This window comes from Paraburkholderia sp. EG286A, from assembly GCF_040965375.1.
Classification (GTDB): domain Bacteria; phylum Pseudomonadota; class Gammaproteobacteria; order Burkholderiales; family Burkholderiaceae; genus Paraburkholderia.
This window is the reverse complement of the sequence record NZ_JBFRCB010000002.1, coordinates 443958-468603: the sequence shown is the minus strand read 5'-3', so window position 1 is coordinate 468603 and position 24646 is coordinate 443958. Positions and strand designations below refer to the sequence as shown.

General features: G+C 67.0%; 22 protein-coding genes. 14 read left to right on the top strand and 8 right to left on the bottom strand.

The window, feature by feature from the left end:
• From AB4Y35_RS08805 to AB4Y35_RS08795, 3 genes are read left to right on the top strand one after another with little or no spacing between them, the layout of a single operon-like run.
• A complete protein-coding gene (locus tag AB4Y35_RS08805) occupies nucleotides 1–234 on the top strand; it encodes a DUF1289 domain-containing protein (RefSeq protein WP_368689367.1) in 234 nt (77 codons plus the stop codon).
• Nucleotides 231–692, top strand: coding sequence for a MaoC family dehydratase (locus AB4Y35_RS08800; RefSeq protein ID WP_368704132.1), 462 nt, complete (start codon nucleotides 231–233; stop codon nucleotides 690–692). Before AB4Y35_RS08805 ends, AB4Y35_RS08800 begins: the two co-directional genes overlap by 4 nt.
• Entirely contained in the window at nucleotides 689–1621 is a 933-nt protein-coding gene (locus AB4Y35_RS08795; RefSeq protein WP_368704131.1) for an MBL fold metallo-hydrolase, read from the top strand. Before AB4Y35_RS08800 ends, AB4Y35_RS08795 begins: the two co-directional genes overlap by 4 nt.
• 213 nt (nucleotides 1622–1834) lie before the next feature.
• Here AB4Y35_RS08795 and AB4Y35_RS08790 read toward each other — a convergent pair whose 3' ends face one another.
• Together AB4Y35_RS08790 and AB4Y35_RS08785 are read right to left on the bottom strand one after the other, a co-directional pair.
• Complete coding sequence (locus AB4Y35_RS08790; RefSeq protein WP_368704130.1) at nucleotides 1835–3139, bottom strand: DUF445 domain-containing protein; 1305 nt, start codon at nucleotides 3137–3139, stop codon at nucleotides 1835–1837.
• Nucleotides 3140–3240: 101 nt separating this feature from the next.
• Entirely contained in the window at nucleotides 3241–4149 is a 909-nt protein-coding gene (locus AB4Y35_RS08785; RefSeq protein ID WP_368704129.1) for a DMT family transporter, read from the bottom strand.
• Between the two features lie 159 nt (nucleotides 4150–4308).
• On the opposite strand from AB4Y35_RS08785, the gene AB4Y35_RS08780 reads away from it, so the two are divergent.
• Nucleotides 4309–4782: an Lrp/AsnC family transcriptional regulator gene (locus tag AB4Y35_RS08780; protein ID WP_368697090.1), complete on the top strand. Its 474-nt coding sequence runs from the start codon at nucleotides 4309–4311 to the stop codon at nucleotides 4780–4782.
• 21 nt (nucleotides 4783–4803) lie between these two features.
• Here the strand turns inward: AB4Y35_RS08780 and AB4Y35_RS08775 are convergent, their stop codons facing one another.
• Complete coding sequence (locus AB4Y35_RS08775) at nucleotides 4804–5697, bottom strand: alpha/beta fold hydrolase (protein WP_368704128.1); 894 nt, start codon at nucleotides 5695–5697, stop codon at nucleotides 4804–4806.
• Nucleotides 5698–5914: 217 nt separating this feature from the next.
• Between AB4Y35_RS08775 and AB4Y35_RS08770 the strand changes: the two genes are divergently transcribed.
• Nucleotides 5915–6880, top strand: coding sequence for an NAD(P)H-dependent flavin oxidoreductase (locus tag AB4Y35_RS08770; protein ID WP_368704127.1), 966 nt, complete (start codon nucleotides 5915–5917; stop codon nucleotides 6878–6880).
• 18 nt (nucleotides 6881–6898) lie between these two features.
• On the opposite strand, the gene AB4Y35_RS08765 is transcribed toward AB4Y35_RS08770, so the two are convergent.
• From AB4Y35_RS08765 to AB4Y35_RS08755, 3 genes are all read right to left on the bottom strand, one after another.
• Entirely contained in the window at nucleotides 6899–7873 is a 975-nt protein-coding gene (locus AB4Y35_RS08765; RefSeq protein ID WP_368704126.1) for a LysR family transcriptional regulator, read from the bottom strand.
• Between the two features lie 185 nt (nucleotides 7874–8058).
• A complete protein-coding gene (locus AB4Y35_RS08760) occupies nucleotides 8059–9156 on the bottom strand; it encodes a porin (RefSeq protein ID WP_368704125.1) in 1098 nt (365 codons plus the stop codon).
• 535 nt (nucleotides 9157–9691) lie between these two features.
• Nucleotides 9692–10141 carry a hypothetical protein gene (locus AB4Y35_RS08755; RefSeq protein ID WP_368704124.1) on the bottom strand — a complete coding sequence of 150 codons (450 nt, stop codon included), beginning with the start codon at nucleotides 10139–10141 and terminating at the stop codon, nucleotides 9692–9694.
• A gap of 687 nt (nucleotides 10142–10828) precedes the next feature.
• Between AB4Y35_RS08755 and AB4Y35_RS08750 the strand changes: the two genes are divergently transcribed.
• Complete coding sequence (locus AB4Y35_RS08750) at nucleotides 10829–11875, top strand: bile acid:sodium symporter family protein (protein ID WP_368704123.1); 1047 nt, start codon at nucleotides 10829–10831, stop codon at nucleotides 11873–11875.
• 242 nt (nucleotides 11876–12117) lie between these two features.
• Nucleotides 12118–13965 (top strand): EAL domain-containing protein, encoded by a 1848-nt coding sequence (locus AB4Y35_RS08745; RefSeq protein ID WP_368704122.1) that lies wholly within the window; start codon nucleotides 12118–12120, stop codon nucleotides 13963–13965.
• 107 nt (nucleotides 13966–14072) lie between these two features.
• Here the strand turns inward: AB4Y35_RS08745 and AB4Y35_RS08740 are convergent, their stop codons facing one another.
• Nucleotides 14073–14228 (bottom strand): DUF3309 family protein, encoded by a 156-nt coding sequence (locus AB4Y35_RS08740; RefSeq protein WP_035512102.1) that lies wholly within the window; start codon nucleotides 14226–14228, stop codon nucleotides 14073–14075.
• A 229-nt stretch (nucleotides 14229–14457) separates the two neighbouring features.
• On the opposite strand from AB4Y35_RS08740, the gene AB4Y35_RS08735 reads away from it, so the two are divergent.
• The 7 genes from AB4Y35_RS08735 to AB4Y35_RS08705 all read left to right on the top strand — a co-directional run bounded on the left by AB4Y35_RS08735 (nucleotide 14458) and on the right by AB4Y35_RS08705 (nucleotide 23834).
• Complete coding sequence (locus tag AB4Y35_RS08735) at nucleotides 14458–15513, top strand: LacI family DNA-binding transcriptional regulator (protein ID WP_368704121.1); 1056 nt, start codon at nucleotides 14458–14460, stop codon at nucleotides 15511–15513.
• Nucleotides 15514–15586: 73 nt separating this feature from the next.
• Nucleotides 15587–16924, top strand: coding sequence for an AGE family epimerase/isomerase (locus AB4Y35_RS08730; RefSeq protein ID WP_324153835.1), 1338 nt, complete (start codon nucleotides 15587–15589; stop codon nucleotides 16922–16924).
• Between the two features lie 16 nt (nucleotides 16925–16940).
• A complete protein-coding gene (locus AB4Y35_RS08725; RefSeq protein ID WP_321923026.1) occupies nucleotides 16941–17924 on the top strand; it encodes a carbohydrate kinase in 984 nt (327 codons plus the stop codon).
• A gap of 210 nt (nucleotides 17925–18134) precedes the next feature.
• On the top strand, nucleotides 18135–18356 hold the full coding sequence (locus AB4Y35_RS08720; protein ID WP_069265166.1) for a hypothetical protein: 222 nt from the start codon (nucleotides 18135–18137) through the stop codon (nucleotides 18354–18356).
• Between the two features lie 171 nt (nucleotides 18357–18527).
• A complete protein-coding gene (locus AB4Y35_RS08715) occupies nucleotides 18528–18773 on the top strand; it encodes a hypothetical protein (RefSeq protein ID WP_368689381.1) in 246 nt (81 codons plus the stop codon).
• Nucleotides 18774–19013: 240 nt separating this feature from the next.
• On the top strand, nucleotides 19014–19952 hold the full coding sequence (locus AB4Y35_RS08710) for an ion channel (protein WP_368704633.1): 939 nt from the start codon (nucleotides 19014–19016) through the stop codon (nucleotides 19950–19952).
• 258 nt (nucleotides 19953–20210) lie between these two features.
• Entirely contained in the window at nucleotides 20211–23834 is a 3624-nt protein-coding gene (locus AB4Y35_RS08705; protein ID WP_368704120.1) for an indolepyruvate ferredoxin oxidoreductase family protein, read from the top strand.
• 62 nt (nucleotides 23835–23896) lie between these two features.
• On the opposite strand, the gene AB4Y35_RS08700 is transcribed toward AB4Y35_RS08705, so the two are convergent.
• Nucleotides 23897–24598: a copper homeostasis protein CutC gene (locus tag AB4Y35_RS08700; RefSeq protein WP_368704119.1), complete on the bottom strand. Its 702-nt coding sequence runs from the start codon at nucleotides 24596–24598 to the stop codon at nucleotides 23897–23899.
• Nucleotides 24599–24646 lie beyond the last annotated feature (48 nt).

Genomic DNA, 24646 nt, shown 5'->3' with positions numbered 1-24646 from the left:
ATGACCGCGAGTCACGCCACCGTCACGCCGCCGCCCTCGCCTTGCATCAACATCTGCCGCATGGATGAGCGCAGCGGCTTGTGCGAGGGATGCCTGCGCACCATCGACGAAATTGCCGGCTGGTCCACGTTCGACGACGAGGCGAAACGCGCCGTCTGGGACGCGATCGAGACGCGGCACACCGAATGGGTCGCGCAGCGCTTCGCATCGGCGTCGCAAGGAGAAAAACAATGACCGCGCCCGCCCGCGTCGTCACGGTCGGCGAGACGTTCCACTCGACGCTTCAGCTCACGCCCGAATCGGTGAAATCGTTCGGACTGCTCGTGAACGACCTGAACCCGCTGCACCACGACGAAGCCTACGCGGCGCAAAGCCGCTTTGGCGGCCTGATCGCATCGGGCACGCAACCCACCGCGCATTTCATGGCGCTGCTCGCCACGCACTACTCGCAGTATGCGCAACCGCTCGGGCTCGAATTCGACATGAAGCTCAAGCGCGCCGCCCACGCGAACGACACGATCACGTTCGAGTGGCGCGTGGATGAAGCGTGGTGGAAGCCGAGCCTGAACGGCGATCTCGTGAAGCTCGTGGGCGAGGCCGTGAACCAGAAAGGCGAAACGCTCGTGGTCGGGCGCGCGACGATCCTCGTCATGCCCAAGGCCGGGTACACACCGGCGCATGCACCGGCATGAGCGCCGCGCCCGCACTGCCTGAATCGATCCGCGTGTTCGAGCGCGGCTGGCTGTCGTCGAACAACGTGCTGCTCGTCGATGAGGCGCGCGCCGCACTCGTCGATACCGGCTACGCCACGCACGCCGAACAGACGCTCGCGCTCGTGCGCCACGCGCTCGGCCCGCGCGCACTCGACCTCATCGTCAACACGCACCTGCACTCCGACCATTGCGGCGGCAACGCACGGCTGCAGGCGCAATGGCCCTGCGCGACGCTGATCCCCGCGGCGAGCGCGCCGATCGTGCGCGACTGGGACGAGGCGCGTTTGAGCTTTCTCGCCACCGGGCAGACCTGCGACCGATTCGCGTTCACGGGCACGCTCGCGGCGGGCGAACGGCTCGCGCTAGGCGGCTTCGAATGGGAAGTGATCGGCGCGCCGGGGCACGACCCCGACTCGGTGATGCTCTACGCCGCCGGGCCGCGCCTGCTCATCAGCGCCGATGCGCTTTGGGAGCACGGCTTCGGCGTGATTTTTCCCGAGCTCGAAGGCGAAAGCGGGTTCGCCGAGCAGCATGCGGTGCTCGAAGCCATCGCGAAGCTCGACGTGCGGGTGGTGATTCCGGGCCACGGCAAGCCGTTCACCAACGTCGAGGCGGCGCTGGAGCGCGCGTTCTCGCGCCTCGCCTGGCTGCGCGCCGACCCGGCCCGCAACGCGAAGAACGCGCTCAAGGTGCTGATCGTCTTCAAGCTGCTGGAAGTGCGCACGATGACCTTCGACTCGCTACTCGCGATGCTGGAAAACGCCGCCTCCCTGCACGCCGCGGCGCAGCAACTCGCCCCGCGCGGCGCGTGGCCGGCGCTGCTGCGCGAACTGGCTGGGGAACTGGCGAAGAGCGGCGCGCTGGTCGTGGACGGCGAACGCCTCGAAGCCCCGGCGGCCGAGGTCTAGCCGGGCTGCAGCGAAAAGGCGGGAAAAGCGCGAAAAAAAACGCTCGTCCGTTTCCGGACGAGCGTTGGAATTAGCTCTGACGTGATCAAACTGTCGAGCCGATGATACTCGCGCCAGAATTCCCGAAGCATCGGTGATTTCCCTACAGATGACCTACGAGCGCAGGCCTGACGCATGCTCACAGGACCCATTCATCTGGAATCCGAATCAATCTCACTGCCCGAGCTTGAGCCGCACCAGCTCGAACAGATGCGAACACAGGTAGAGTCCGAGCCCGATCGCGCCGCCGATCACTGTGCCGTTCACGCGGATCTTCTGCAGGTCCTTGCCGATTTTCAGTTCGATGAGCCGCGCCGTCTCGCGCGTTTCCCAGTTTTTCACGGTGTCGCGAATGTGATGCGTGAGGTAACGCGCGAAGTCGGGCGCCATGGCGCGCGCGGCGTCTTCGAGATGGCCGTTGAGCGAGGCGCGCAGGTCAGCGTCGGCGGCGAGCGTCTCGCCTAGCCACTGGCCCGTTGCGGCGACCTTCGCGTGCAGCGCCGAGTCTTCACGCTCCAGATCGTCGCGCAGCCACGCGCGCAGGCTGTCCCACAGCGCGCGCGTGTAATCGTTGAGCGCGCCGCCCTCGCGCAGGCTCGCCTTCAGCTCCTCGCCCTTGCGCAGGAACGCCGGATCGCTCTTGAGCTTCACGATCAGCTTTTCCACGACCTCGTCGAACTTCTGGCGCAGATGATGCTCGCGATCCTCGCTCACCTGCAGCAGCAGCCGGTTCACGGCGCTTTCCACCACGCGCGCGCCGCTCTCGCCGATCCACTCACTCGGCAAAAACTTCTCGGTCGTCGGATAGTCGCTCTTGAGCCAGTCGACGATGGCCGATGCGACGAAGGCGCGCGTGCCGTCGTCGCGCAACACGATGGCGAGCTGCTCGAGCATCTGGTCGAGCAGCTCCTGGTGGCGGCCGTCGCGGGTGAGCGTGTCGAGAATCGCGCCCGCCGACTTCGAGAAGTCGACGCGCGCGAGCGCCGCGTGCAGGCTGTCGCGGATGAAGCCCTGGATGCGCGCGTCGTCGGTTAGGCCGAGCACGCCCGACATCATGCGCACCGCGTAGTCGCCCAGGCGCTGCGCATTCTGCGGCGTGGTGAGCCAGCTGGAAAGCCGCGCCACCGGATCGTGGCGCCGGATCAGCCCGACCAGCGAACCGACGTCGAGAAACTTGTCGCGCACGAAGGCGGCGAGTTCGTCGGCGATGCGCTCCTTGTTGCGCGGAATCACGCCCGTATGCGCCGAAACGAACGGTATCGGAACGCGCCGGAACAGCGCGACCACCGCGAACCAGTCGGCGAGGCCGCCGACCATGGCGGCTTCGCTCACGGACTTGACGCCGTCCGTCACGACGCCCGGCGGGAAAAAGAGTGCCGTGCCGGCGAACACGAGCGCTGCAGCCAGCAGAAACGCCAGCGCCTGGCGCTTGGCGCGCGCGAGTTCGGCTTCGTCCCGTGGGGCGTGCAAAGGCGTCATGAGGAGCAGGGAGTCGCGGATTCGAATCGCGACATTATGCTGCCCGCGCGCCAACCGCTGCACGCCGGAACGCCCCGTCAGCGCTGCGCGCTCGCTACGCCTCAGGCCGAACGCGCGCTGCGCCGCTGCGGCACGATCCGCCAGCCGAGGTTCACGCCCGCCGCCGCGACGAGGATGAGCGCGGCGCCCACCACCTGGATCCACGCGAGGCGCTGGCCGAATGCGAACCAGTCCACGAGGATCGCGACCACGGGGTAGATGAACGAGAGCGCGCCCGTCATCGCCGTGGGCAGCTTCTGGATCGCGCCGTAGAGCAGCACATACATGATGCCCGTGTGCACGATGCCGAGCGTGACGAGCTGCGCCCAATGCACAGGAGTGGCCGGCAGCGTGCCGTAGTGGATGAACGGTGCGAGCGCGAGCGCGCCGAACGCGAGCTGCACGAGCGCGATGAGGTGCGGCGGCGTGCCCTTGAGATGGCGCGTGATGATCGACGAGATCGCGTAGAGAAACGCCGCGCCCGCCGCGTAGGCCACCCCCTGCAGATACTCGCCGGGCACCGCGAGCACGGCGGGCTGCACCTCGACCACGCACACGAGGCCGAGGAAGGCCACCGCCAGCCACGCCACCGTCGACGCGCTCACTCGCTCGCGCAGAATGACCACGCCGAGACCGACCAGCATGAACGGCTGCGTGTTGTAGACGGCCGTGGCCATGGAGATCGACGCACGCGAATAGGCCGCGAACAGCAGCACCCAGTTCGCGACGATGGCCGCGCCACCCAGCACGGCGAGCGCGAGCGTGCGCGGCGGCAGGTGCTTGCGGCGCAGCAGGCCGAGCGCGGCGCACACGAGCGTGAGCGTCGCGCCGCCCAGCACGCAGCGCAAAAAGGCGATGTTGATCGGGGCCTGCCGCGAGGCGACCACGAGCCAGCCGATGGTGCCGGACATCAGCATCGCGACGATCATCTCGGCGGCGCCGCGGCGAATTTCAGGAGTGGTGGAAGACATGAGCTTGCATCCTCGTTGTAACGGACGAAGGGCGCGCGGCCCTTCGCATCTGCAAGCCAGTTTATCGGCTGCAAGGCGAGGAATACATGGCTAAACTTAGGCGAGAGGCAAGACTTGCCTTCGATTGAAAGGCCAACCTGGCGGAGCACCCGCGCAATCATGAACCGACGTCCGAACCCCACGCCCGCCGCGGCCCCGCTCGACGACATCGACCGCATGCTGCTCGCGGCGCTCGCCGAGGACGCCCGCACGAGCGTCGCCGAACTCGCCAAGCACGTGGGGCTGTCGGCGCCGAGCACGTCCGAGCGGCTGCGCCGGCTCGAAGCGCAAGGCGTGATTGGCGGCTATACGGTGCAGATCGATCCGCGCGCGCTCGGCTACACCTTGCAGGCCATCGTGCGCGTGAAGCCGCTGCCCGGGCAATTGCATCTGGTGGAAGAGGTGCTGCGGCGCATTCCCGAATTCGTCGAGTGCGACAAGGTCACGGGCGACGACTGCTTCATCGCCCGGCTGTATCTGCATTCGATCGAACAGCTCGACGAGATTCTCGCGAAAGTCACCGAGCGCGCCGAAACCAGCACGGCCATCGTCAAGTCCACGCCGGTGCCGCGCCGCCTGCCGCCGCTGCGCTGAAGCCCGGGCGCCGGCAGCCCGTCAGTGCTCCGTGGCCTCGAAGAACGCCAGCATCTCCTCGACCAGCGCCTCGCTCGCCTCCTCGGGAATGTAATGGCCGCACGGCAGTGCGCGCCCGCTCACGTCGCGCGCCACCTTGCGCCATTCGGCGAGCGGGTCGAAGCAGCGTTCGATCACCCCTTCCGCGCCCCACAGCACGCGCAGCGGGCACGCCACCTTGTTGCCGCGCTCGAGGTCGGCGCGGTCGTGCTCGAGGTCGATGGTCGCCGAGGCGCGGTAGTCCTCGCACATCGCGTGGACGGCGCCCGGCTGGCGCAGCGCCGCGCGATAGGCGCCCAGCGCCTTCGGCGCGAACGGTGCAAGACCCGCGTGACGGCTGCCCATGACGCGCTCGATATAGACGTCGGGGTTCGCTTCGATCAGCGTCTCCGGCAGCGGCGCGGGCTGGATCAGGAAGAACCAGTGGAAGTAGAGCGTGGCGAACTCGCGGTCGGTCTGCTCGTACATGGCGAGCGTGGGCGCGATGTCGAGCAGCATGAGCCGCTCGACGGCGTCGGCGTGGTCGAGCGCCATGCGGTGCGCAACGCGCGCGCCGCGGTCGTGCGCGCACACGAGAAAACGCTCGTGGCCGAAGTGGCGCATGACTTCGACCTGATCGGCCGCCATCGCGCGTTTCGAATAGGCGGCGTGCGTGTCGTCGCTGGCCGGTTTCGAGGAGGCGCCGTAGCCGCGCAGATCCGTCGCGATGACGGTGAAGTGCTGCGCGAGCGAGGAAGCGCACCGGTGCCAGATCATGTGCGTCTGCGGATGGCCGTGCAGCAGCAATAGCGGCGGTCCGTCGCCGCCCTTCACGCCGCAGATGTCTACGCCGCCCGCAGTGCGAACGGTGAAAGGCTGGAATCCGTCGAAGGGCATGGGGCTAGTCTCTTGTGTTTGTTGGTCTGCGGTCATTGTATGAGGCGAGCGCGGCTCGAAAATGTGCTTTTGGGCCCGCAACGGTAGAAACCGAACACTCCCTCGAAAACCGCACGAGGGATCCGCACGCGCGATGCCCGAACGACCCCACGCCTATAATCGAACGGCCGATTTCGTGCCCACGCCGTCTATCGAAGCGCCGCAAGGAGACCTCCCCATGGCACTGCCCGCCGTCCTGCAAAACCTCTCGCTGCCCGTCGTGGGCTCGCCGATGTTCATCGTCAGCTACCCGGAGCTGGTGCTCGCGCAGTGCAAGGCGGGCATCGTCGGCTCGTTTCCGGCGCTCAACGCGCGCCCCGCCGAGGAACTGGGCGTCTGGCTCACGCAGATCCGCGAGGAGCTCACCGCTTACCAGAGCGCGAACCCCGAGGCCGTCATCGGGCCGGTCGCCGTCAACCAGATCGTGCATCAGTCGAATGCGCGGCTCGAGCACGACGTGCGCGTGTGCGTCGAGCACCATGTGCCGATCTTCATCACGAGCCTGCGCGCGCCGCCGCGCGAACTGCTCGACGCCGTGCACAGCTACGGCGGCATCGTGCTGCACGACGTCATCAACCTGCGCCACGCCGCCAAGGCGCTCGAAGCCGGCGTGGACGGCCTGATCCTCGTGGCCGCGGGCGCGGGCGGCCATGCGGGCACGACCTCGCCGTTCGCACTGGTAGGCGAAGTGCGGCGGATCTTCGACGGCCCGATCGTGCTGTCCGGGGCGATCGCCAACGGCGGCTCGATCCTCGCCGCCCAGGCCATGGGCGCGGACCTCGCTTACATGGGCACGCGCTTCATCGCGACCAAAGAAGCGCACGCCGTGGACGACTACAAGCACGCCATTCTCGAAGCGAAGGCCGCGGACATCGTCTACACGAACCTCTTCACGGGCGTGCACGGCAACTACATCCGCGAGAGCATCGTGAACGTCGGGCTCGATCCCGATGCGCTGCCCGAGTCGGACAAGTCGAAGATGGATTTCGGCGCGGGCACCTCGAAGGCGAAGGCCTGGAAAGACGTGTGGGGGGCGGGCCAGGCCGTGGGCCTGATGGATGACGTGCCCTCGGTGGCGGATCTCGTGGCGCGCCTGAAGCACGAGTACGAGGCGACCAAGGCGCGGCTGGGCTTGGGCCGCTGAACGCAGGCGAGCCCGGTTTCAGCCCCGGGCAGACGGGATACGGGCGGCGTCGGCATTGACCGCCGCCGCGCGGATTGCCTCCACGCCCGGCCACAGCTCGCGCTCCGAAAAGCGCGCGGCCAGGAAATCGACGAACGAGCGCACCTTCGCCGAGAGATGGCGGCGGCTCGCGTACACGGCGTAGATCGGCAGCTCGCGCGGCGGCAGTGCGTCGACGAGCAGCGGCACGAGTCGCCCTTCGGCAATATCGTCGCCCACCACCTCGGTGCCGAGCATCGACAGCCCGCCGCCCTGCAGCACCACCACGCGCAGCGCTTCCAGGTGATTGACGATGAGGTTGCCGCCTGGCTTGGGCTTCATGCCGCCCGCGCCCTCCGCGAACGGCGCGAGTTCCTGGGCCGATGCCCCAGCGTACTGAACGAAGTTGTGCCGCGCGAGATCGGCCACGCTTTTCGGCGCGCCGTGGCGGCGCAGGTACTCGGGCGAGGCGCACAGCACGATGTGCGCGGTGGCGAGCGGCCGCGCGATCAGCGAAGACGACTTGAGCCCCGAAGGCGCGGCGCGGATCGCCACGTCGAAGCCCTCGTCGATCAGCTCGACCACGCGGTCGGACAGCGTGATATCGACGGTCACCTGCGGAAACCCCGCGGCGTAGTCGGCGACCGCACCCATCACATGACGCAGCCCGAATGCCGTGAGCGACGACACGCGCAGCCGCCCCTGCGGCACCACGCTCGCCGCGCCCACCGCCTGGCCGGCCTCGTCGAGTTCGGTGAGCGCCTGGGCCACGCGCTCGTAGTATTCGCGCCCCGCCTCGGTGGGTGCGACACGGCGCGTGGTGCGGTTCAACAGCCGCGCGCCGAGCTGCTGCTCCAGATGCATCACATGCTTGCTCGCCATCGCGGCGGACATGTTCATGCGCTCGGCCGCCGCGACGAAGCTGCCCGCCTCCACCACCTGGCGAAACACTTTCATGCTGACGAGGGTATCCATTGCGCGGCCTTCAACTCGAACATAAATAGACGGGAATCAATCGGCGATATTTTCCTCGTTTTATCAAATACGGGTGTTGAAACGCGCAGGCGTGCGTCATATCGGGCGGCCCAGAATGCAAAAACCCCGCGCTGCACGCAGCGTGGGGTTTTCGCGTCGAACTTCGCACTGACAGGCTGCGCCGCTTAGAACTTCGCGCGCATGCCCACGCCGTAGGTCTGGCCGCTCGACATGTTGTCGAAGTGGTCGTACATGTACGCGGCGTAGACGTCCGTGCGCTTGGAGAGCGGATAGTCGTAGCCGATCGCCGCCGTCTGGCGCGTCTGGTTCAGGCCGCCGCCGTCGCGCGAGTACGCATACGACGCCATCACCGTGCCCGGGCCGGCCGGGACCGTCACGCCGCCCTGGGCCGTGTTGACGTGCCAGCTGCCCACCTGCTGCCAGTTCGCCGTGTACATGTACTGGCCGAAGAACTTCACGTACTTGAGGTCGTACGAGAGGCCGACCTGCGCCACGCCCTGGCTCTTCAGGCCGATGATGGTCGTGTCGCCGCTCACGATGCTGCCGATGTCGCCCGGCGTGTTGTTGAAGTTCACGTACTGGTAGACCGCCGTGGCCGCGAACGGGCCATGGAAGTACAGACCCTGCACGCTCCACTTCTTCGAGCCGTTCTGACCGGCCTGGTTGCCGAACGCATACATGGCCGAACCCGAGAGGCCGTTGAAGTTGGGCGTCGAGTACTGCACGGCGTTGTTCCAGCCCGAGTCGCCCACCACACCCTGGTCGGTCGTGTAGGTCGGGAACGTCGAGAGGCCGAGGTACACGTGGTACACCATCGGCGAGAAGGTGTACGAATCGATGAACGGGTTGAAGAGAATCGTCGAGACGAACAACTGCGTCGTCAGGCGCCCCGCCGTGACCGTGCCGTACGGCGATTCGAGGCCGACGTACGCATTGCGCGCGAAGAACGTGTCGCCCGCGAAGCGGCCGTACTGGCCGTTCTGCGCGCGGAAGAAGCTTTCCAGCGTGAAGATCGCCTTGTAGCCGTTGCCCAGATCTTCCGATCCCTTCATGCCCCAGTACGACGTGGACATGCCCCCGCCGCCCACGTTCCAGGCGGTCTGGCCGCCCGGAAATTTCGTCGCCCCGACCCACTCGTCGACCTGGCCGTAGAGCTGGACGCTCGACTGCGCAAACGCCGACGACGACGCGGCGGCAAGAACAGCGGCGAGCGCGCTCGCCTTCAGGGTAGTGCGCAGCGCGCGGCTGACCGTTGTATTCATGGGTTCTCCAGTCTTTGTCAAAAAAGGGTGTCGGGCGGCTGAGGCGCTCGCGCAAAGCTTTATTTTTTCGTCGTTCGCAGGCGTGGCCGTTCTGGGCGGATCCATCTTTGCGGACCATTTTTATGGTCAAAAATAAACGCTGTTATTGCCGGTATATCGGGCGGATTAGTTTGCCGCCGATCGAACCCGGTTTGCCGCTGTCGACTGTGCTTTGCGCTGCGCTGCGTCACGGTTAATCGCAGCCTGCCGGGCCACGCCCAGTGGGGCGCTGCCGCACGCGCGTGGCTGCGAATGACGCGCCGCCAAAACGAAAGCGAGATTTGAGACGAAAGGGTTCTGTATGACGAGAGATTTCCAAAAAAGTGTGGTATCCACGCGTCAGTTTTCGCGGCATGGAGAAACGCACCTTGTTTTGGACGTGTTTCGGCGGCGCTAACAGGTCAATACCTGAAGCGAATCCCGAGGAGAGTCAAACGAAGCAAGCGGGAAAAAGCGTGCGGAGGGAAGAAAACAAAAGCGGGCCGCGAGGCAGCGCTCAATTACGGTAAGGCGAAGGCATCGGCGGACGCGGAACCTCGCCGCCGTTGCGCGGGTATTGCCGGTAGCTGCCGCCGCGCTCCTCGTTGTAGCGGGCGACGTCTTCGCGGATCGAGCCCGCGCGCACCGGCGAGTCGGCCGGCGGATGCGGCACCGGGCGCGATTCCGCGCTCACGGGCGTGATGGGATTGCCACCACGATAGCCACCGTAGCCGCCGAACGGCGTGCCGTAGCTGTAGTCGCGATGGGGAGCCTGCTGCTGGACCTGACCTTGCCACTGGTTCGGCGCACGGTTGCCGCCGCGCTCGTACCGGCCGCCCTGGTCGGCCACACGCATGGGCGAAGCGGCACCTGCGTAAGCGGCGGGGCCACGGCCGCGTTCAGGGCCACCGTGGTAGCCGCCACCCCACGCCATGCCGCCGCCGCGCGGCGCGGGTATCGCGTGCATGGAAGGCGCGCGCGCGAAGCCGCCGCCCCCGCCGTGCCCTGGAAAACCGGGCTGAGCATGGGCGAGCGCAACGAGGGCCGCTAATCCAGCCCCCAAGACCCACTGTCCCAGTTTTGACAACCCTACGTGCATTGTGACGTTTCACCTGCCCGACATTTGCGCCTGGCACCCGCCACTCGGGCCATGGCGGGCCAGTCCCGGGACGCTCGCCGCGCGAGCGCGTAACGATTGCCGCCACAACGGTCCGGGCGTCCCTTTGACGGTAATTTATGGGTGTGCCGAATGGGTGTCGAGCCAAAAGATGTTATGCCGCCCGAAGGGTTGTAACACCATGTTACTGCTGGGTTTTCTGGCTTCGGGTGCACCCTGGGAAGGCCGCCTGGCAAGGCTCTCCGGGCAGGCGTGAGAACGGTTCGTTTTATGCTTGAGTCAGGTCAGAAGATCTGAAGAATGCGCGGAGTCCTGACGACTTTTGCGGCCCGGGAATACCCCTCGCACGTCGATGAGGAATCCCGCATAAAGGGGCATCGAAGCTGGCGATACATGCGCATCAATCATTAATCGATGCTTCAAATGAATTTGCTTTTTCAATCGGCTTGCGCCGACAATAGACGTCCCGATTCACCCGTTGCACGCACATCGATCTGCGCGCAGCCAGGCGCCCAGGCGCGCACTTGAGATTGTCCGATGGCACGTCCGAAATTCCTGCCCGATAACTTCACCCTTTGCCTCGTCGGCACGGTGATTCTTGCGAGCCTGTTCCCGGTGCACGGTCAGGCCGCCACCGGTTTCAACTGGCTCACCAACGTGGCCGTTGGCCTGCTGTTCTTCCTGCACGGCGCCAAGCTCTCGCGCGAGGCGATCGTCGCTGGAGCTACGCACTGGCGGCTACATATCGTCGTGCTGCTCAGCACCTTCGTGCTCTTTCCGGCACTGGGCCTCGCGCTCAAGCCCGTGCTTTCGCCGCTCGTCACCCCGGCGCTCTATGCGGGCGTGCTGTTCCTCTGCACGCTGCCGTCCACGGTGCAGTCGTCCATCGCGTTCACCTCGATCGCGCGCGGCAACGTGCCCGCCGCCGTTTGCAGCGCTTCGGCGTCGAGCCTGATCGGCATCTTCGTCACGCCCGCGCTCGTGAGCCTGATCGTCACGAACCAGAGCGCGAGCGGCGGCTCGGCCTGGCACACCGTGTGGAACATCGTGCTGCAACTGCTCGTGCCGTTCGTGGCGGGCCAGCTGCTGCGCCCCGTCATCGGCCGCTGGATCGAGCGCAACAAGGGCGTGCTCAAGTTCGTCGATCAGGGCTCGATCCTGCTCGTGGTGTTCGGCGCGTTTTCCGAGGCCGTGAACGAAGGGCTCTGGCATCACATTCCGCTCACCGCGCTCGGCGGCCTGCTCGTGGTGAACGCCGTGCTGCTCGCGCTCGCGCTCGGCATCACGATCTTCACGAGCAAGAAGCTCGGCTTCTCGCGCGCCGACCAGATCACGATCATTTTCTGCGGCTCGAAGAAGAGCCTCGCGGCCGGCGTGCCGATGGCGAAGGTCATCTTCGCCTCGAACGCCGTGGGCGCGGTCGTGCTGCCGCTCATGCTGTTCCACCAGATCCAGCTCATGGTGTGCGCGGCGCTCGCCCAGCGCTGGGGCGCCCGCGACATGAGCGCCGAGCGCGCCGCCAGCGCGGGCGACGAATCGCGCGCCGGCGCGAGCGAGCGCAGCGCCGCCGCCGCGCGCCGCTGAGCGTCGCTCAATCCATCTCAATACGTCATGCGGCGCGGCGGCTTCTCGCCGCCCCGCTGCAGCCAATGCCGCGGCTAGTGCCCGGCGTCTCCCCCTCCCCCGCCTGCCTCCCCTCCCCGCGTCACGCGCGCATCCGCCGCACGCCCAAAGATTGGGCATCCCCGCGCTGTCACCAAAATTTCATTTAATTCATCCGATGATATGCCGTTAAGTTCATCGTCTTCGCCCGTTCCGGCCTGTCCATGTCTGCTCCCGCGCCACTCCTGCACGCGGCGCCCGGCGTCGGGGCGCTGATCGCCCAGCGCCAGCTGCGTGCCGTCTTCCAGCCCATCGTCGATTTCGAGGGTGGCGCGATCCTCGGCTACGAAGGCCTGATTCGCGGGCCGGCCGGCTCGCCGCTCGAAACGCCCGCCGCCCTCTTCGCGCGCGCCGGTGACGAACAGTGCACCGCCGCACTCGAGCGCGCAGCCGCCCGCACCTGCATCGAAACGTTCGCGAGACTCGACTGCCCCGGCAAGCTGTTCCTCAATTTCAGCGCCGACGCGCTGCGCCAGCTCACCGCCGACGGCGACGCCGCGCTCGCCCTCTTCGACGGCCCGATCGACCCCACGCGCGTCGTGATCGAGCTGACCGAGCAAAGCGCCATCCACGATCTGCGCAATTTTTCGCCGGTCGTCGAGACGCTGCGCGCGGCCGGCGCCCAGTTCGCGCTCGACGACTACGGCACGGCCAACGCCAGCCTCAACCTCTGGGTGCAGTTGCAGCCCGATGTCGTGAAGATCGACCGCTTCTTCATCCACGACATCGCCAACGACGCGCTCAAGTTCGAAGCCGTGCGCGCCGTGCAGCATTTCGCGCAGGCGAGCGGCACACGGCTCGTGGCGGAAGGCATCGAGAACGCGGCCGACCTGATCGTGCTGCGCGACATGGGCATCGACTGCGGCCAGGGCTTTTTCTTCGGCCGCCCCAACGTGGAGCCGCTGCGCGTGCTCGCCCGCGAAGCGCGCGAGGCGATTCGCGCGGACCATATCGCCGTGTTCCCCGAGGCCACGCGCAGCGCCGCCACGCAGCCCGCGGGCGGCGGCGCCCCCGCCAGCAAGATGCTCGTGCGCGCGCCCGCGCTGCCGCGCCAGGCGACCAACAACGACGTGCTCGAACTGTTCAACGGTCAACCCGACCTGCACGCGGTGGCCGTGGTGGAAGACGAAGCGCCCGTCGCGCTCATCAACCGGCGCGCGTTCATGGACCGCTATGCGCTGCCGTATCACCGCGAGCTGTTCGGCAAGAAGGCCTGCCTGCAATTCGCCAACGCGCAGCCAGTGCTGATCGAGCAGTCGATGACGGTCGAGCAGATGGCGACGCTGCTCGTCAGCGACGACCAGCGCTATCTCGCCGATGGCTTCGTCATCACCGATAACGGCCGCTACGCCGGGCTCGGCACCGGCGAGAGCCTCGTGCGCGCCGTAACGGAGGTGCGCATCCAGGCGGCGCGCTACGCCAATCCGCTCACCTTCCTGCCGGGCAATATCCCCATCAGCTCGCATATCGAGCGTCTGCTGTCGCACGACGCGGGCTTTCACGCGTGCTATGTCGACCTGAACCAGTTCAAGCCCTTCAACGACCAGTACGGCTACTGGCAGGGCGACGAGGTGCTCAAGTTCGCGGCGACGGTGCTCGCCGACGTCTGCGACCCCACGCGCGACTTCCTCGGCCACGTGGGCGGCGACGACTTCCTGATCCTGTTCCAGAGCGAGACATGGCGCGAGCGCGCGCGCCAGGCGATCGAAACGTTCAACGAGGGTGCGCAGCGCTTTTACGCACCGGGCGACCGCCTCGCGGGCGGCATTCACGGCGAGGATCGCCACGGCAACGCCACCTTCTTCACCTTCGTGACGATGGCGATCGGCTGCGTGCACATCGCGCCGGGCGAAGGCGCGCAGCACAGCAGCGACGCCATCGCCTCGCTCGCGGCGCTCGCCAAGCGCCGCGCGAAACAGGAAGCGAGCGGGCTCGTCGTGATCGACGGCCGCGCGAGCGCCAACCTCGTGCCCACGCTCGCCTCGACACCAGGCGAAGCCGGCTGGTCATAGCGGCCTGACCCTCCCCTGCGGCAGCCCAGAATGTGAACGGGCCGGCCGCGCGGCTCATGCCGCGCGCCGGCCCGTTTTGCTTTCGCCGCTGTGCTGCTGCACCGTCGCTAGATCGTCCCCATCAAAACCAGCACGACCACCACGACGACGATGATGCCGAGCGTGCCCGAAGGCGCGTAACCCCACGAGCGGCTATGCGGCCACGCCGGGAACGCGCCTATGAGCAGCAGGATCAGAATGACCAGAAGCAGGGTGCCGAGCATGATGCCTCCGTAAGTCGACTGTTAGTGTCCGGCTTTCCGCAACCGTCGTGCCCGCGCGCGTTTAGTTAATTTTACTAAACACGAATGTTTGCGTTTATTTCATTGTTTACTGGTATTTACCTGGAATTCGAGGCGTAGATTCGGGTTTTTCGGACAGGTTTTTACTATACAATCGCCGCACACCTGACCACACCCGGAACGCTCACCGCGCCACCGCCAGCCAGGAATCATGGGGACAACCATTCGTGACGTCGCGCAAGCCGCCAACGTGTCGATCGGCACGGTGTCGCGCGCGTTGAAGAACCAGCCGGGCCTCTCCGAGGCCACGCGCGAGCGCATCGTCGAGGTCGCGCGCACGCTCGGCTACGACTGCGCGCAACTGCGCCCGCGCATTCGCCGGCTCACCTTCCTGCTCCATCGCCAGCACAACAACTTCGCGGCCAGCCCGTTCTTCTCGCACGTGCTGCACGGCGTGGAAGACGCCTGCCGCGAACACGGCATCGTGCCCGCGCTGCTCACCGCCGGCCCCGCCGACGACACCGTCCAGCAGTTGCGCCTGCACGCACCCGACGCCATCGCCGTGGCCGGCTTCGTCGAGCCGGAAATGCTCGCCGCGCTCGTCGCGCTGCAACGCCCGCTCGTGCTGATCGACCTGTGGGCGGCGGGTCTGCGCTCGGTGAACATCGACAACGCGGCGGGCGCCGCGCTCGCCATGCAGCATCTGTTCGAGCTGGGGCGGCGGCGCATTGCGTTCATCGGCGGCTCGCTCGCGCACTACAGCATCGCGCAGCGCGCGCTCGGCTACCGGCGCGCGTTCTTCGAGGCAGGCCTGTTGTTCGACCCGTCGCTCGAAACGACGATCGACGGCGGGCTCGATCCCGACACGGGCGCGTCGCTCGCCATGCAGCGCTTGATCGATGCGGCGAGCGCCGCCTCGCGCCCGCCGCCCGACGCGCTCTTCGCCTACAACGACGCCGCCGCGCTCGCGGCCATGCGCGTGTGCCTCGCCAATGGCCTGCGCGTGCCCGAAGACATCGCCATCATCGGTTTCGACGATATCGCGGGCGCCACGCACGCCACGCCGCCGCTCTCGACGATCGCCGTCGACAAGGAAGCGCTCGGGCGGCGCGGCGTCGAGCTGCTGCTCGAAGAAACGCCTGCCGCGAGCGAAATCCGTTTGCCGGTGCAGCTCGTCGCGCGTGCGAGCACGCTGGGTGCGGCGTCATCGAATCTCGTTGCCGCGCACGCTGTCCATCATGCTGCAAGCGCACCGCAAAGCGCCTGACGCGCGCCGTCGAAACACGCCGAACACACATCGAAATTACGCTGAAGCCACGTCCAGGACAGAAGAGAAAGCCATGACGATGACCGCCGACACCGCCACCTCCGCCACCGCACAACCCGTCGCCGTACCGGGCGTCGCGAGCTTTCGCGACCGCGGCTTCCTGCTCGGCCACGTGCAGGACACGCTGCGCTTTTACGCGCCGAACGTGCTCGATCCCTCGGGCGGCTTCTTCCACTACTTCCGCGACGACGGCTCGATCTACAACGCGCACTCGCGGCACCTCGTGAGCAGCTGCCGCTACGTCTTCAACTATGCGATGGCGTATCGCGAATTCGGCGACCCGCAGCACCTCGAATACGCGCGCCACGGCCTGCAGTTCCTGCGCGAGGGCCACTGGGACCCGCAGCTGCAGGGCTACGACTGGGAGATCGACTGGCGCGACGGCAAGAAGCGCATGCTCGACGCCACGCGCCACTGCTACGGCCTCGCGTTCGTGCTGCTCGCTTACGCGCATGCGGCGATGGCCGGCATCGAGGAAGCGCGGCCGATGATCGGCGCGACCTTCGATCTGATGGAACACCGCTTCTGGGACGGCGCGGCGGGCCTCTACGCCGACGAGGCGAGCGCCGACTGGATCGTCTCGGGCTATCGCGGCCAGAACGCCAACATGCACACGACCGAGGCGCTGCTCGCGGCCTACGAGGCGACGGGCCATCTCGTCTATCTCGACCGCGCCGAGCGCGTCGCCTCGAACATCACGCTGCGCCAGGCGAAACTCTCGAAAGGGCTCGTGTGGGAGCACTTTCACGCGGACTGGTCGGTGGACTGGCATTACAACGAGGAAGACAGCTCGAACATCTTCCGCCCGTGGGGCTTCCAGCCGGGCCATCAAACGGAGTGGGCGAAGCTGCTCCTGCTGCTCGAACGTCACCGGCCGCTGCCCTGGCTGCTGCCGCGCGCGATCGAACTGTTCGACGCCGCCATGGCGCACGCCTGGGACAACGATCACGGCGGCCTCTACTACGGCTTCGGCCCGGACGGCACCGTGTGCGATCACGACAAGTACTTCTGGGTGCAGGCGGAAACCTTCGCCACGGCGGCGCTGCTCGGCAAGCGCACCGGCAACGAGCGCTTCTGGGACTGGTACGACGAAATCTGGCGCTACAGCTGGGCGAATTTCGTCGATCATCGTTACGGCGCGTGGTACCGCATCCTCACTTGCGACAACCGCAAGTACAGTGACGAGAAGAGCCCCGCCGGCAAGACCGACTATCACACGATGGGCGCGTGCTACGAAGCGCTGAACGCGCTGCCCGGACGCGGCATGGCGCCGGTGGTGGGCCGCGAGGAAGCGACCGCCGCCGACGCTGGTGGCGCGAACGGCATGACGGGCACGAGCGGCCAGAACTAGAGAGAGGAACACGACGATGAGCACCTGCAGCACCGGCCCGGACTTTTCGTCCGGCTTCCCGGCCTTCATCTCGGCCGGCGACATCCTCACCGATCTCGTGCGCACCCCCGCGCCCGAGGGCACGCCGCACACGTCGCAGCCCGGCGCACCGGGTATGGACTCGCACTGGCGCGCGCATCCTGGCGGCGCGGGCTGGAACGTCGCGCGCGCGGTCGCGCGCCTCGGGCTGCCCACGGCGAGCGTGGGGGCGCTCGGCGTCGACAACTTCTCGGACGAACTCTGGAACGCGAGCGTGGCCGCCGGTCTCGACATGCGCTTCATGCAGCGCGTGGAGCGCGCGCCGCTGCTCGCGATCGTGCATCAGACGCATCCGCCCGCGTACTACTTCATCGGCGACAACAGCGCCGACCTCGCCTTCGATCCCGCGAAGCTGCCCGAAGGCTGGCGCGCGCACGCCAAGTGGGCGCACTTCGGCTGCATCAGCCTCGTGCGCCAGCCGCTCGGCGAAACGCTCGCCACGCTCGCCGCCGAGCTGCGCGCGGCCGGCGTGAAGATCAGCTTCGATCCGAACTACCGCAATCTCATGGCGCACGGCTACGAGCCGATCCTGCGCCGCATGGCCGCGCTCGCCGATCTCATCAAGGTCTCCGACGAAGACCTGCGCATGCTGTTCGCGGGCAAGAGCGAGGCCGAAGCCATCGAAGCGGTGCGCGCGCTCAATCCGGCCGCCACGCTGCTCGTCACGCGCGGCGCGCAGGCGGCCACGCTCTATGTGGGCAACGAGGTGATCGAGGCGGCGCCGCCGCGCGTCGAAGTGGCCGATACGGTGGGCGCCGGCGACGCGTCGATCGGCGGGCTGCTGTTCAGCCTCATGAGCGCGCCGCAGCGCAACTGGCGCCAGCATCTCGCCTTCGCGCTCGCCGCGGGCGCGGCCGCGTGCCGCCGGCCCGGCGCGCATTCGCCGACACTCGACGAAGTCGTCGCGCTGCTCGCCGACTGAAGGCGCACGCGGCGCGCCGTCTGGCGCACCGCCTGGACACCGCGCGGCGCTGACACGAAAGCGCCGCGCAGCCGTAATATGCGTGTCCCGCAGCCGCGCGGGCAACGTGCTAGCATGGAATCTCCCTCTTGTTGCGGGTCGGGCGCGACGCTTGCGCGCCTTCATCCACGTGACCCGTCGAGGGGAGTTTCCTTCCGCGAGGAGCACGTTATGGAAGACGTCAGCTACACCAAGGGGATCTACACGGCCGTCGCCACAGTGCGGCCCATGAACGCCGGCCAGTACCAGGGCCTGGTCTCCCTGGCGCGCGACGACGGCGAGGAACTCGAAAACGCGGTGTATGAAGTCGAAGCCGCATCGGGCACGCCGGAAGAGGCTCTCGAAGAAGCCAAGGCGCTGGCGCATCGCATACTCGGCGAGCTCGAACTGTAAGTCGCCGCGGTGAGCCCGGTGCCCGCTCAGGGACTGCCGGCAGCGCTGCATGAGACGGGGGTGCTCTGCATGGGACCAGAGTAAGGGCTTTGCATGGGCCCGGAGTCAGTGCTGAAGCACTAACTCCGGCCGACAGCCAAAGAGCCAACTCTGGTCGACAGGAGGTTAGCCATGTCCGAACAGCTCTTTCTATACGGCGTCTACGCCATCCACGTGCATCCGCTCGAACTGCAGGGCGCTCGCTGGGACGCCGAGTATCAGATCACGCATCGCGACAAGGCCGTGCAGGCGTGGGTCACGGTCGGCGGCAACGCGGGCTTCGAGGCGCCCACGCAAGCCGTGGACGCCGCGCGCCGCCAGGCCATCGCCGATATCGAACACGGCGCGGGCATTCCGAAGCCGCACGGGTTTCCGTAAGCCTTTCGTACGACGCCGCTCCTGCCGCGTCTCATTCCTGCTCTCGTCGCGCCAGCCCTGCGCCCTGCCAGCGCGCGCTGTCGCGTGCCCGCTTGTCCTGCCCCTGCGCCATTGCTACGCTCTTCTCCTTACTTCAGATCCGCAGGGACCATCATGACGTCCGAGACGCCGGAGCGCTTCGCCAACCAGGAAGCGGCCCAGCAAGCCGAAGCGGCATCCGGGGCTTCGCCCGGCGTGGACATGGACGCCTGCAAGGCCGAAACGCCCGCGGGGCCCAGGCAAAAAGCCAGACGCGGCACGCCGCGCAAGCTGATGATCGGCACGCGCGAGGTGCTCGTCTACGGCATGCCGCAGTCGTGGGACGACTTCTATCACACGGCGCTCACCATGCGCTGGCCCACCTTCTTTGCCTCGCTCGCGGCCCTCTTCCTGCTCATGAACGGCGTGTTCGCGTGCCTCTACCAGCTCGGCGCCGCGCCCATCGCCAACCAGTACCCGCAGGGCTTTCTCGGCGCGTTCTTCTTCAGCGTGGAAACGCTCGCCACCGTTGGCTACGGCGACATGCATCCGCAAACGCTCTACGCGCATATCGTCGCCACGCTGGAAATCTTCGTCGGCATGTCGGGCATCGCGTTGGCGACCGGCCTCGTGTTTGCGCGCTTCTCGCGCCCGCGCGCGAAGATCATGTTCGCGAGCCAGGTGGTGGTGCACCCCATCGAAGGCCGCATGACGCTGATGGCGCGCGCCGCCAACGCCCGCCAGAACGTGATCGCCGAAGCAGGCGCGAAGCTGCGGCTGATCCGCATCGAAACCTCGTCGGACGGCTTTCGCGCGCGGCGCATCCACGACCTCAAGCTCGTGCGCGACCAGCATCCGCTCTTCACGCTGGGCTGGAATCTCATGCACGTGATCGACGAGTCGAGCCCGCTCTACGGCGTCACACCCGAGATGCTGGCCGAGCAGCACGGCACGCTGCATGTCGTGATCGAGGGCTCCGACGAGTCGACCGCGCAGACCATGCAGGCGCGCTTTAGCTGGTCGGACCGGCAGATCCGCTGGGACTACCGCTACGTCGACCTGATGAGCGATGCGGATGGCGTGAGCACGATGGACTACACGCACTTTCACGATGTCGTGCCGTTCGATCGGACGAAGCCTTACGCGCCTCGGACGATCTGACGGATTGTCCCGAAGGCCGATCCGGACGGGATCGCGTCGGGGCAGAGAAAATCTCTCTCCAAAATCGCCCGGCACGGGCAGGCTCTCGCGCGAATAGGCAGCAGCGCCGGAGAGTTAGCAAAAAATTTCCGTCATTGGCGAGAAAAAATAGAGTCTCTTGCGCCGCTCTCCTCGGAGGGCGTACGACAGCAAAGCTATACATGGGATCGCAGCCAGCGCTGAAGCGCCAACTGCGTTCGATAAATGGAGACTCCCCCAATGACCGCGCGCCCCGCGTTCGGCGACACGTCCTCGCCGCTTGATACGCCGCCCCTCGCTGATTACAAGCTCACCGACAACCTCACCGCCACGCGCGGCCGCATCTTCCTGACCGGCACCCAGGCGCTGATCCGCCTCGCGCTCATGCAGCGCGCACTCGACCGCGCGCATGGCCTGAACACCGCGGGCTTCATCAGCGGCTATCGCGGTTCGCCGCTCGGCATGGTCGATCAGCAGGCGTGGAAGGCGAAGAAACTGCTCGAAACCGCCGACGTGCGCTTCTTGCCCGCCATCAACGAGGAGCTGGGCGGCACCGCCGTGCTCGGCACACAGCGCGTGGAAGCGGACTCCGAGCGCACCGTCGAAGGTGTGTTCGCGATGTGGTACGGCAAGGGCCCGGGCGTCGATCGCGCCGGCGACGCGCTCAAGCACGGCAACGCCTACGGCTCGTCGCCGCACGGCGGCGTGCTCGTGGTGGCCGGCGACGACCACGGCTGCGTGTCGTCGTCCATGCCGCATCAGAGCGACTTCGCGCTGATGGCGTGGCACATGCCGGTCGTGAATCCGTCGAACATAGCGGACATGCTCGAATTCGGCCTGTATGGCTGGGCGCTCTCGCGCTACTCGGGCGCGTGGGTGGGCTACAAGGCGATTTCGGAAACAGTGGAGTCCGGCTCGACCGTCGATCTCGACGCCATCAAAACCGACTGGCAAGCACCGGAAGGTTTTACGCCGCCGCCGGGCGGCCTGCACAACCGCTGGCCCGATCTGCCGAGTCTCGCCATCGAGCAGCGCCTCGCCGCCAAGCTCGACGCCGTGCGCCACTTCGCGCGCATGAACAGCATCGACAAGTGGATCGCGCCGAGCCCGCACGCGAACGTCGGCATCGTCACCTGCGGCAAGGCGCACCTGGACCTGATGGAAACGCTGCGCCGTCTCGATCTCACCGTCGACGACCTCGATCGCGCGGGCGTGCGCATCTACAAGGTGGGCCTGTCGTTCCCGCTGGAGATGTCGCGGATCGATGCGTTCGTCTCCGGCCTCACCGACGTGCTCGTGATCGAAGAGAAGGGCCCGGTGATCGAGCAGCAGATCAAGGACTACCTCTACAACCGCAAGGAAGGCGCGCGCCCCACGGTGATCGGCAAGCACGCCGAGGACGGCACGCTGCTGCTCTCCGAGCTGGGCGAGCTGCGCCCCTCGCGCATCCTGCCCGTGTTCGCCGCGTGGCTCGCGAAGCACCGGCCCGCGCTCGACCGCCGCGAGCGCGTGGTCGATCTCGTCGCGCCGCAAATCCTCTCGAACGCCGCCGACACCGTGCGCCGCACGCCCTACTTCTGCTCGGGCTGCCCGCACAACACGTCGACCAAGGTGCCCGAAGGTTCGATCGCGCAGGCCGGCATCGGCTGCCACTTCATGGCTTCGTGGATGGAGCGCGACACCACGGGCCTGATCCAGATGGGCGGCGAAGGCGTGGACTGGGCCGCGCACTCGATGTTCACGAAGATGCCGCACGTGTTCCAGAATCTCGGCGACGGCACCTACTTTCACTCAGGCATCCTTGCGATTCGCCAGGCAGTCGCGGCGAAGACCAACATCACCTACAAGATCCTCTACAACGACGCCGTGGCGATGACGGGCGGCCAGCCCGTGGACGGCAGCATCTCCGTGCCGCAGATCGCACGCCAGGTGGAAGCCGAAGGCGTCTCGCGCTTCGTGGTGGTGAGCGACGAGCCCGAGAAGTACGACGGCCATCACGGCCTGTTCCCGAAGGGTACGACGTTCCATCACCGCAGCGAACTCGATACGGTCCAGCGCGAACTGCGCGAAACGCCGGGCGTGACCGTGCTGATCTACGACCAGACCTGCGCCGCCGAAAAACGCCGCCGCCGCAAAAAGGGCGAATTCCCCGACCCGGACAAGCGCCTCTTCATCAACGAGGAAGTGTGCGAAGGCTGCGGCGATTGCGGCGTGCAGTCGAACTGTCTTTCGGTCGAGCCCGTGGAAACGGAGCTGGGCCGCAAGCGCCGCATCGACCAGTCGTCGTGCAACAAGGACTATTCGTGCGTGAACGGCTTCTGCCCGAGCTTCGTGACCGTCGAAGGCGGCAAGCTCAAGAAGGCCGCGGGCGCGGCATTCGACCCGCAGGCGCTCGCCACGCGCGTGAATGCGCTGCCCATGCCGGCCACGCATCTCGACAACGCGCCCTACGACATCCTCGTGACGGGCGTGGGCGGTACCGGTGTCGTGACCGTGGGCGCGCTCATCAGCATGGCCGCGCATCTGGAAGGCAAGAGCGCTTCGGTGCTCGACTTCATGGGCTTCGCGCAGAAGGGCGGCTCGGTGCTCTCGTTCGTGCGCTTCGCGGCCACCGACGCGCTGCTCAACCAGGTGCGCATCGACACGCAGCAGGCCGACCTGCTGCTCGCCTGCGACATGGTGGTGGGCGCGAGCGCCGATGCGCTGCAAACCGTGCGGCACGACCGCACGCGCATCGTCGTGAACACGCATGAGATTCCGAACGCGTCGTTCGTGCAGAACCCCGAAGCGAACCTGCACGCCGATGCGCTGCTCGCGAAGATGCGGCACGCGGCGACCGGCGGCGCATCGAACGCGCAGGATCCGCTCTCTGCATGCGACGCCCAGGCGCTCGCGCAGCGTTATCTCGGCGACACGATCGGCGCGAACATCGTGATGCTCGGCTTCGCGTGGCAGCTCGGCCTCGTGCCGGTTTCGCTCGCGGCGCTCACGCGCGCCATCGAACTGAACAACGTGGCCGTGCAGGCGAACCTGTTCGCGTTCTCCATCGGCCGTATGGCCGCCGCCGATCCCGCTGCGCTCGAAGCGCTCGACACGCAACGTGCGGCGGCCGCGAAGGCCACGGCGCGCAAGCTCACGCAAACGCTCGACGAACTGATCGCCGACCGCGAAGCGCGCTTGCTCGCTTATGGCGGCGCAAGCTACGTGAAGCGCTATCGCGCGCTGGTCGATACCGCGCGCAGCGCCGACAAGAGTGCGGAGAAAACGCTCGCGCGCGCCGTCGCGACCACGTTCTATCGGCTGCTCGCCGTGAAGGACGAGTACGAAGTCGCGCGCCTGCATGCCGATCCGGCGTTCCGCGCCGCGCTCGAAGCGCAATTCGACGGCACGGCGGGCAGCGACTTCACCGTGAAGTTCAACCTCGCGCCGCCGCTCATCGCGCGTGAGAAGAACGGCCAGCCACCGCGCAAGATGCAGTTCGGCCAGTGGATGTGGAGTGCGTTCGGGCTGCTGAAGAAGGGCCGCAGCGTGCGCGGCACGTGGCTCGATCCGTTCGGCAAGACACTGGAGCGCCGCATGGAGCGCGCCCTCGCCGGCGACTACGAGGCGACGCTGCGCGGTGCGTTCGCAAGCCTCACCGCTGAAAACGCCGACGACATCGTCAAGCTCGCGAATCTGCATCAACGTGTGCGCGGCTATGGGCACGTGAAGCTGGCGAATCTCGCGGCAGTGAAGCGCAGCGAGCGCGAACTGGCGGCGCGCCTTGCCATCGACGTGAAGACGAGCGCGGCGGTACAGGAAGCCCTCGCGTCGTTCAAGGGCGCGGGTGCGTTGCGCGGCATTCCGGTGGTCGTGGCGAAGTAAAGGCGAAATGAAGCTGGCAAGCGCGCGCCGTTCATCTGAATGGCGCGCGCTTTTTTTATGGGTCAGGCGTCGAGCAGGTTCCGCACGCGCCGCACCCTGTTTTCGTCGACGGGAGCGAGTGACTTACCGTCGGTGCGCACGCCCGAGCCGAAGTGCACCGCGCGCACGCGCGTCGCGCTCACGAATGGCGCGACGCGGTCGAGCGTGAGCCCCGCGCCCGCCAGCACCGTGCAATGCATCTGCGCCGCGCGCTGCACGAGCGTTTCGATCTGCGCCTGCGCGTCGAGCACCGAAGGTTTGCCGCCCGAGGTAAGGACGTTCGTCACGGCGTCGAAACCGAGCAGCACGTCGAACGCTTCGTGCAGATCGCGCGCTTCGTCGAATGCACGATGAAACGTGAGCGGCATGCCGTCTGCGGCCGCGATCGCGCGCTGCAGTCCTTCGCGATCCACTTCATGCGAAGGCGTGAGCATGCCGATCACAACCGCATGCGCGCCCGCGAGCTTCGCGGCACGCACGTCGCGCAGCATCACCGCGTAATCGTTCGCATCGTAAATAAACGAGCGGCTGTGCGGCCGCACGATCACGTTCACGGGAATCGCCACCGCCGCGACCACGGCTTCGATCATGCCGATGCTCGGCGTGAGGCCGCCCTCGCCCATTGCGGTGACGAGTTCGAGACGATCCGCGCCGCCGCGTTCGGCGGCTTGCGCGTCGGCGACCGTCATCGCGATGACTTCCAGCAGGACCCGTTCGTGTTGCATGTTGGCGCGCCATGTCGTGAAGAACACGACATGATCGCAGATGCACGC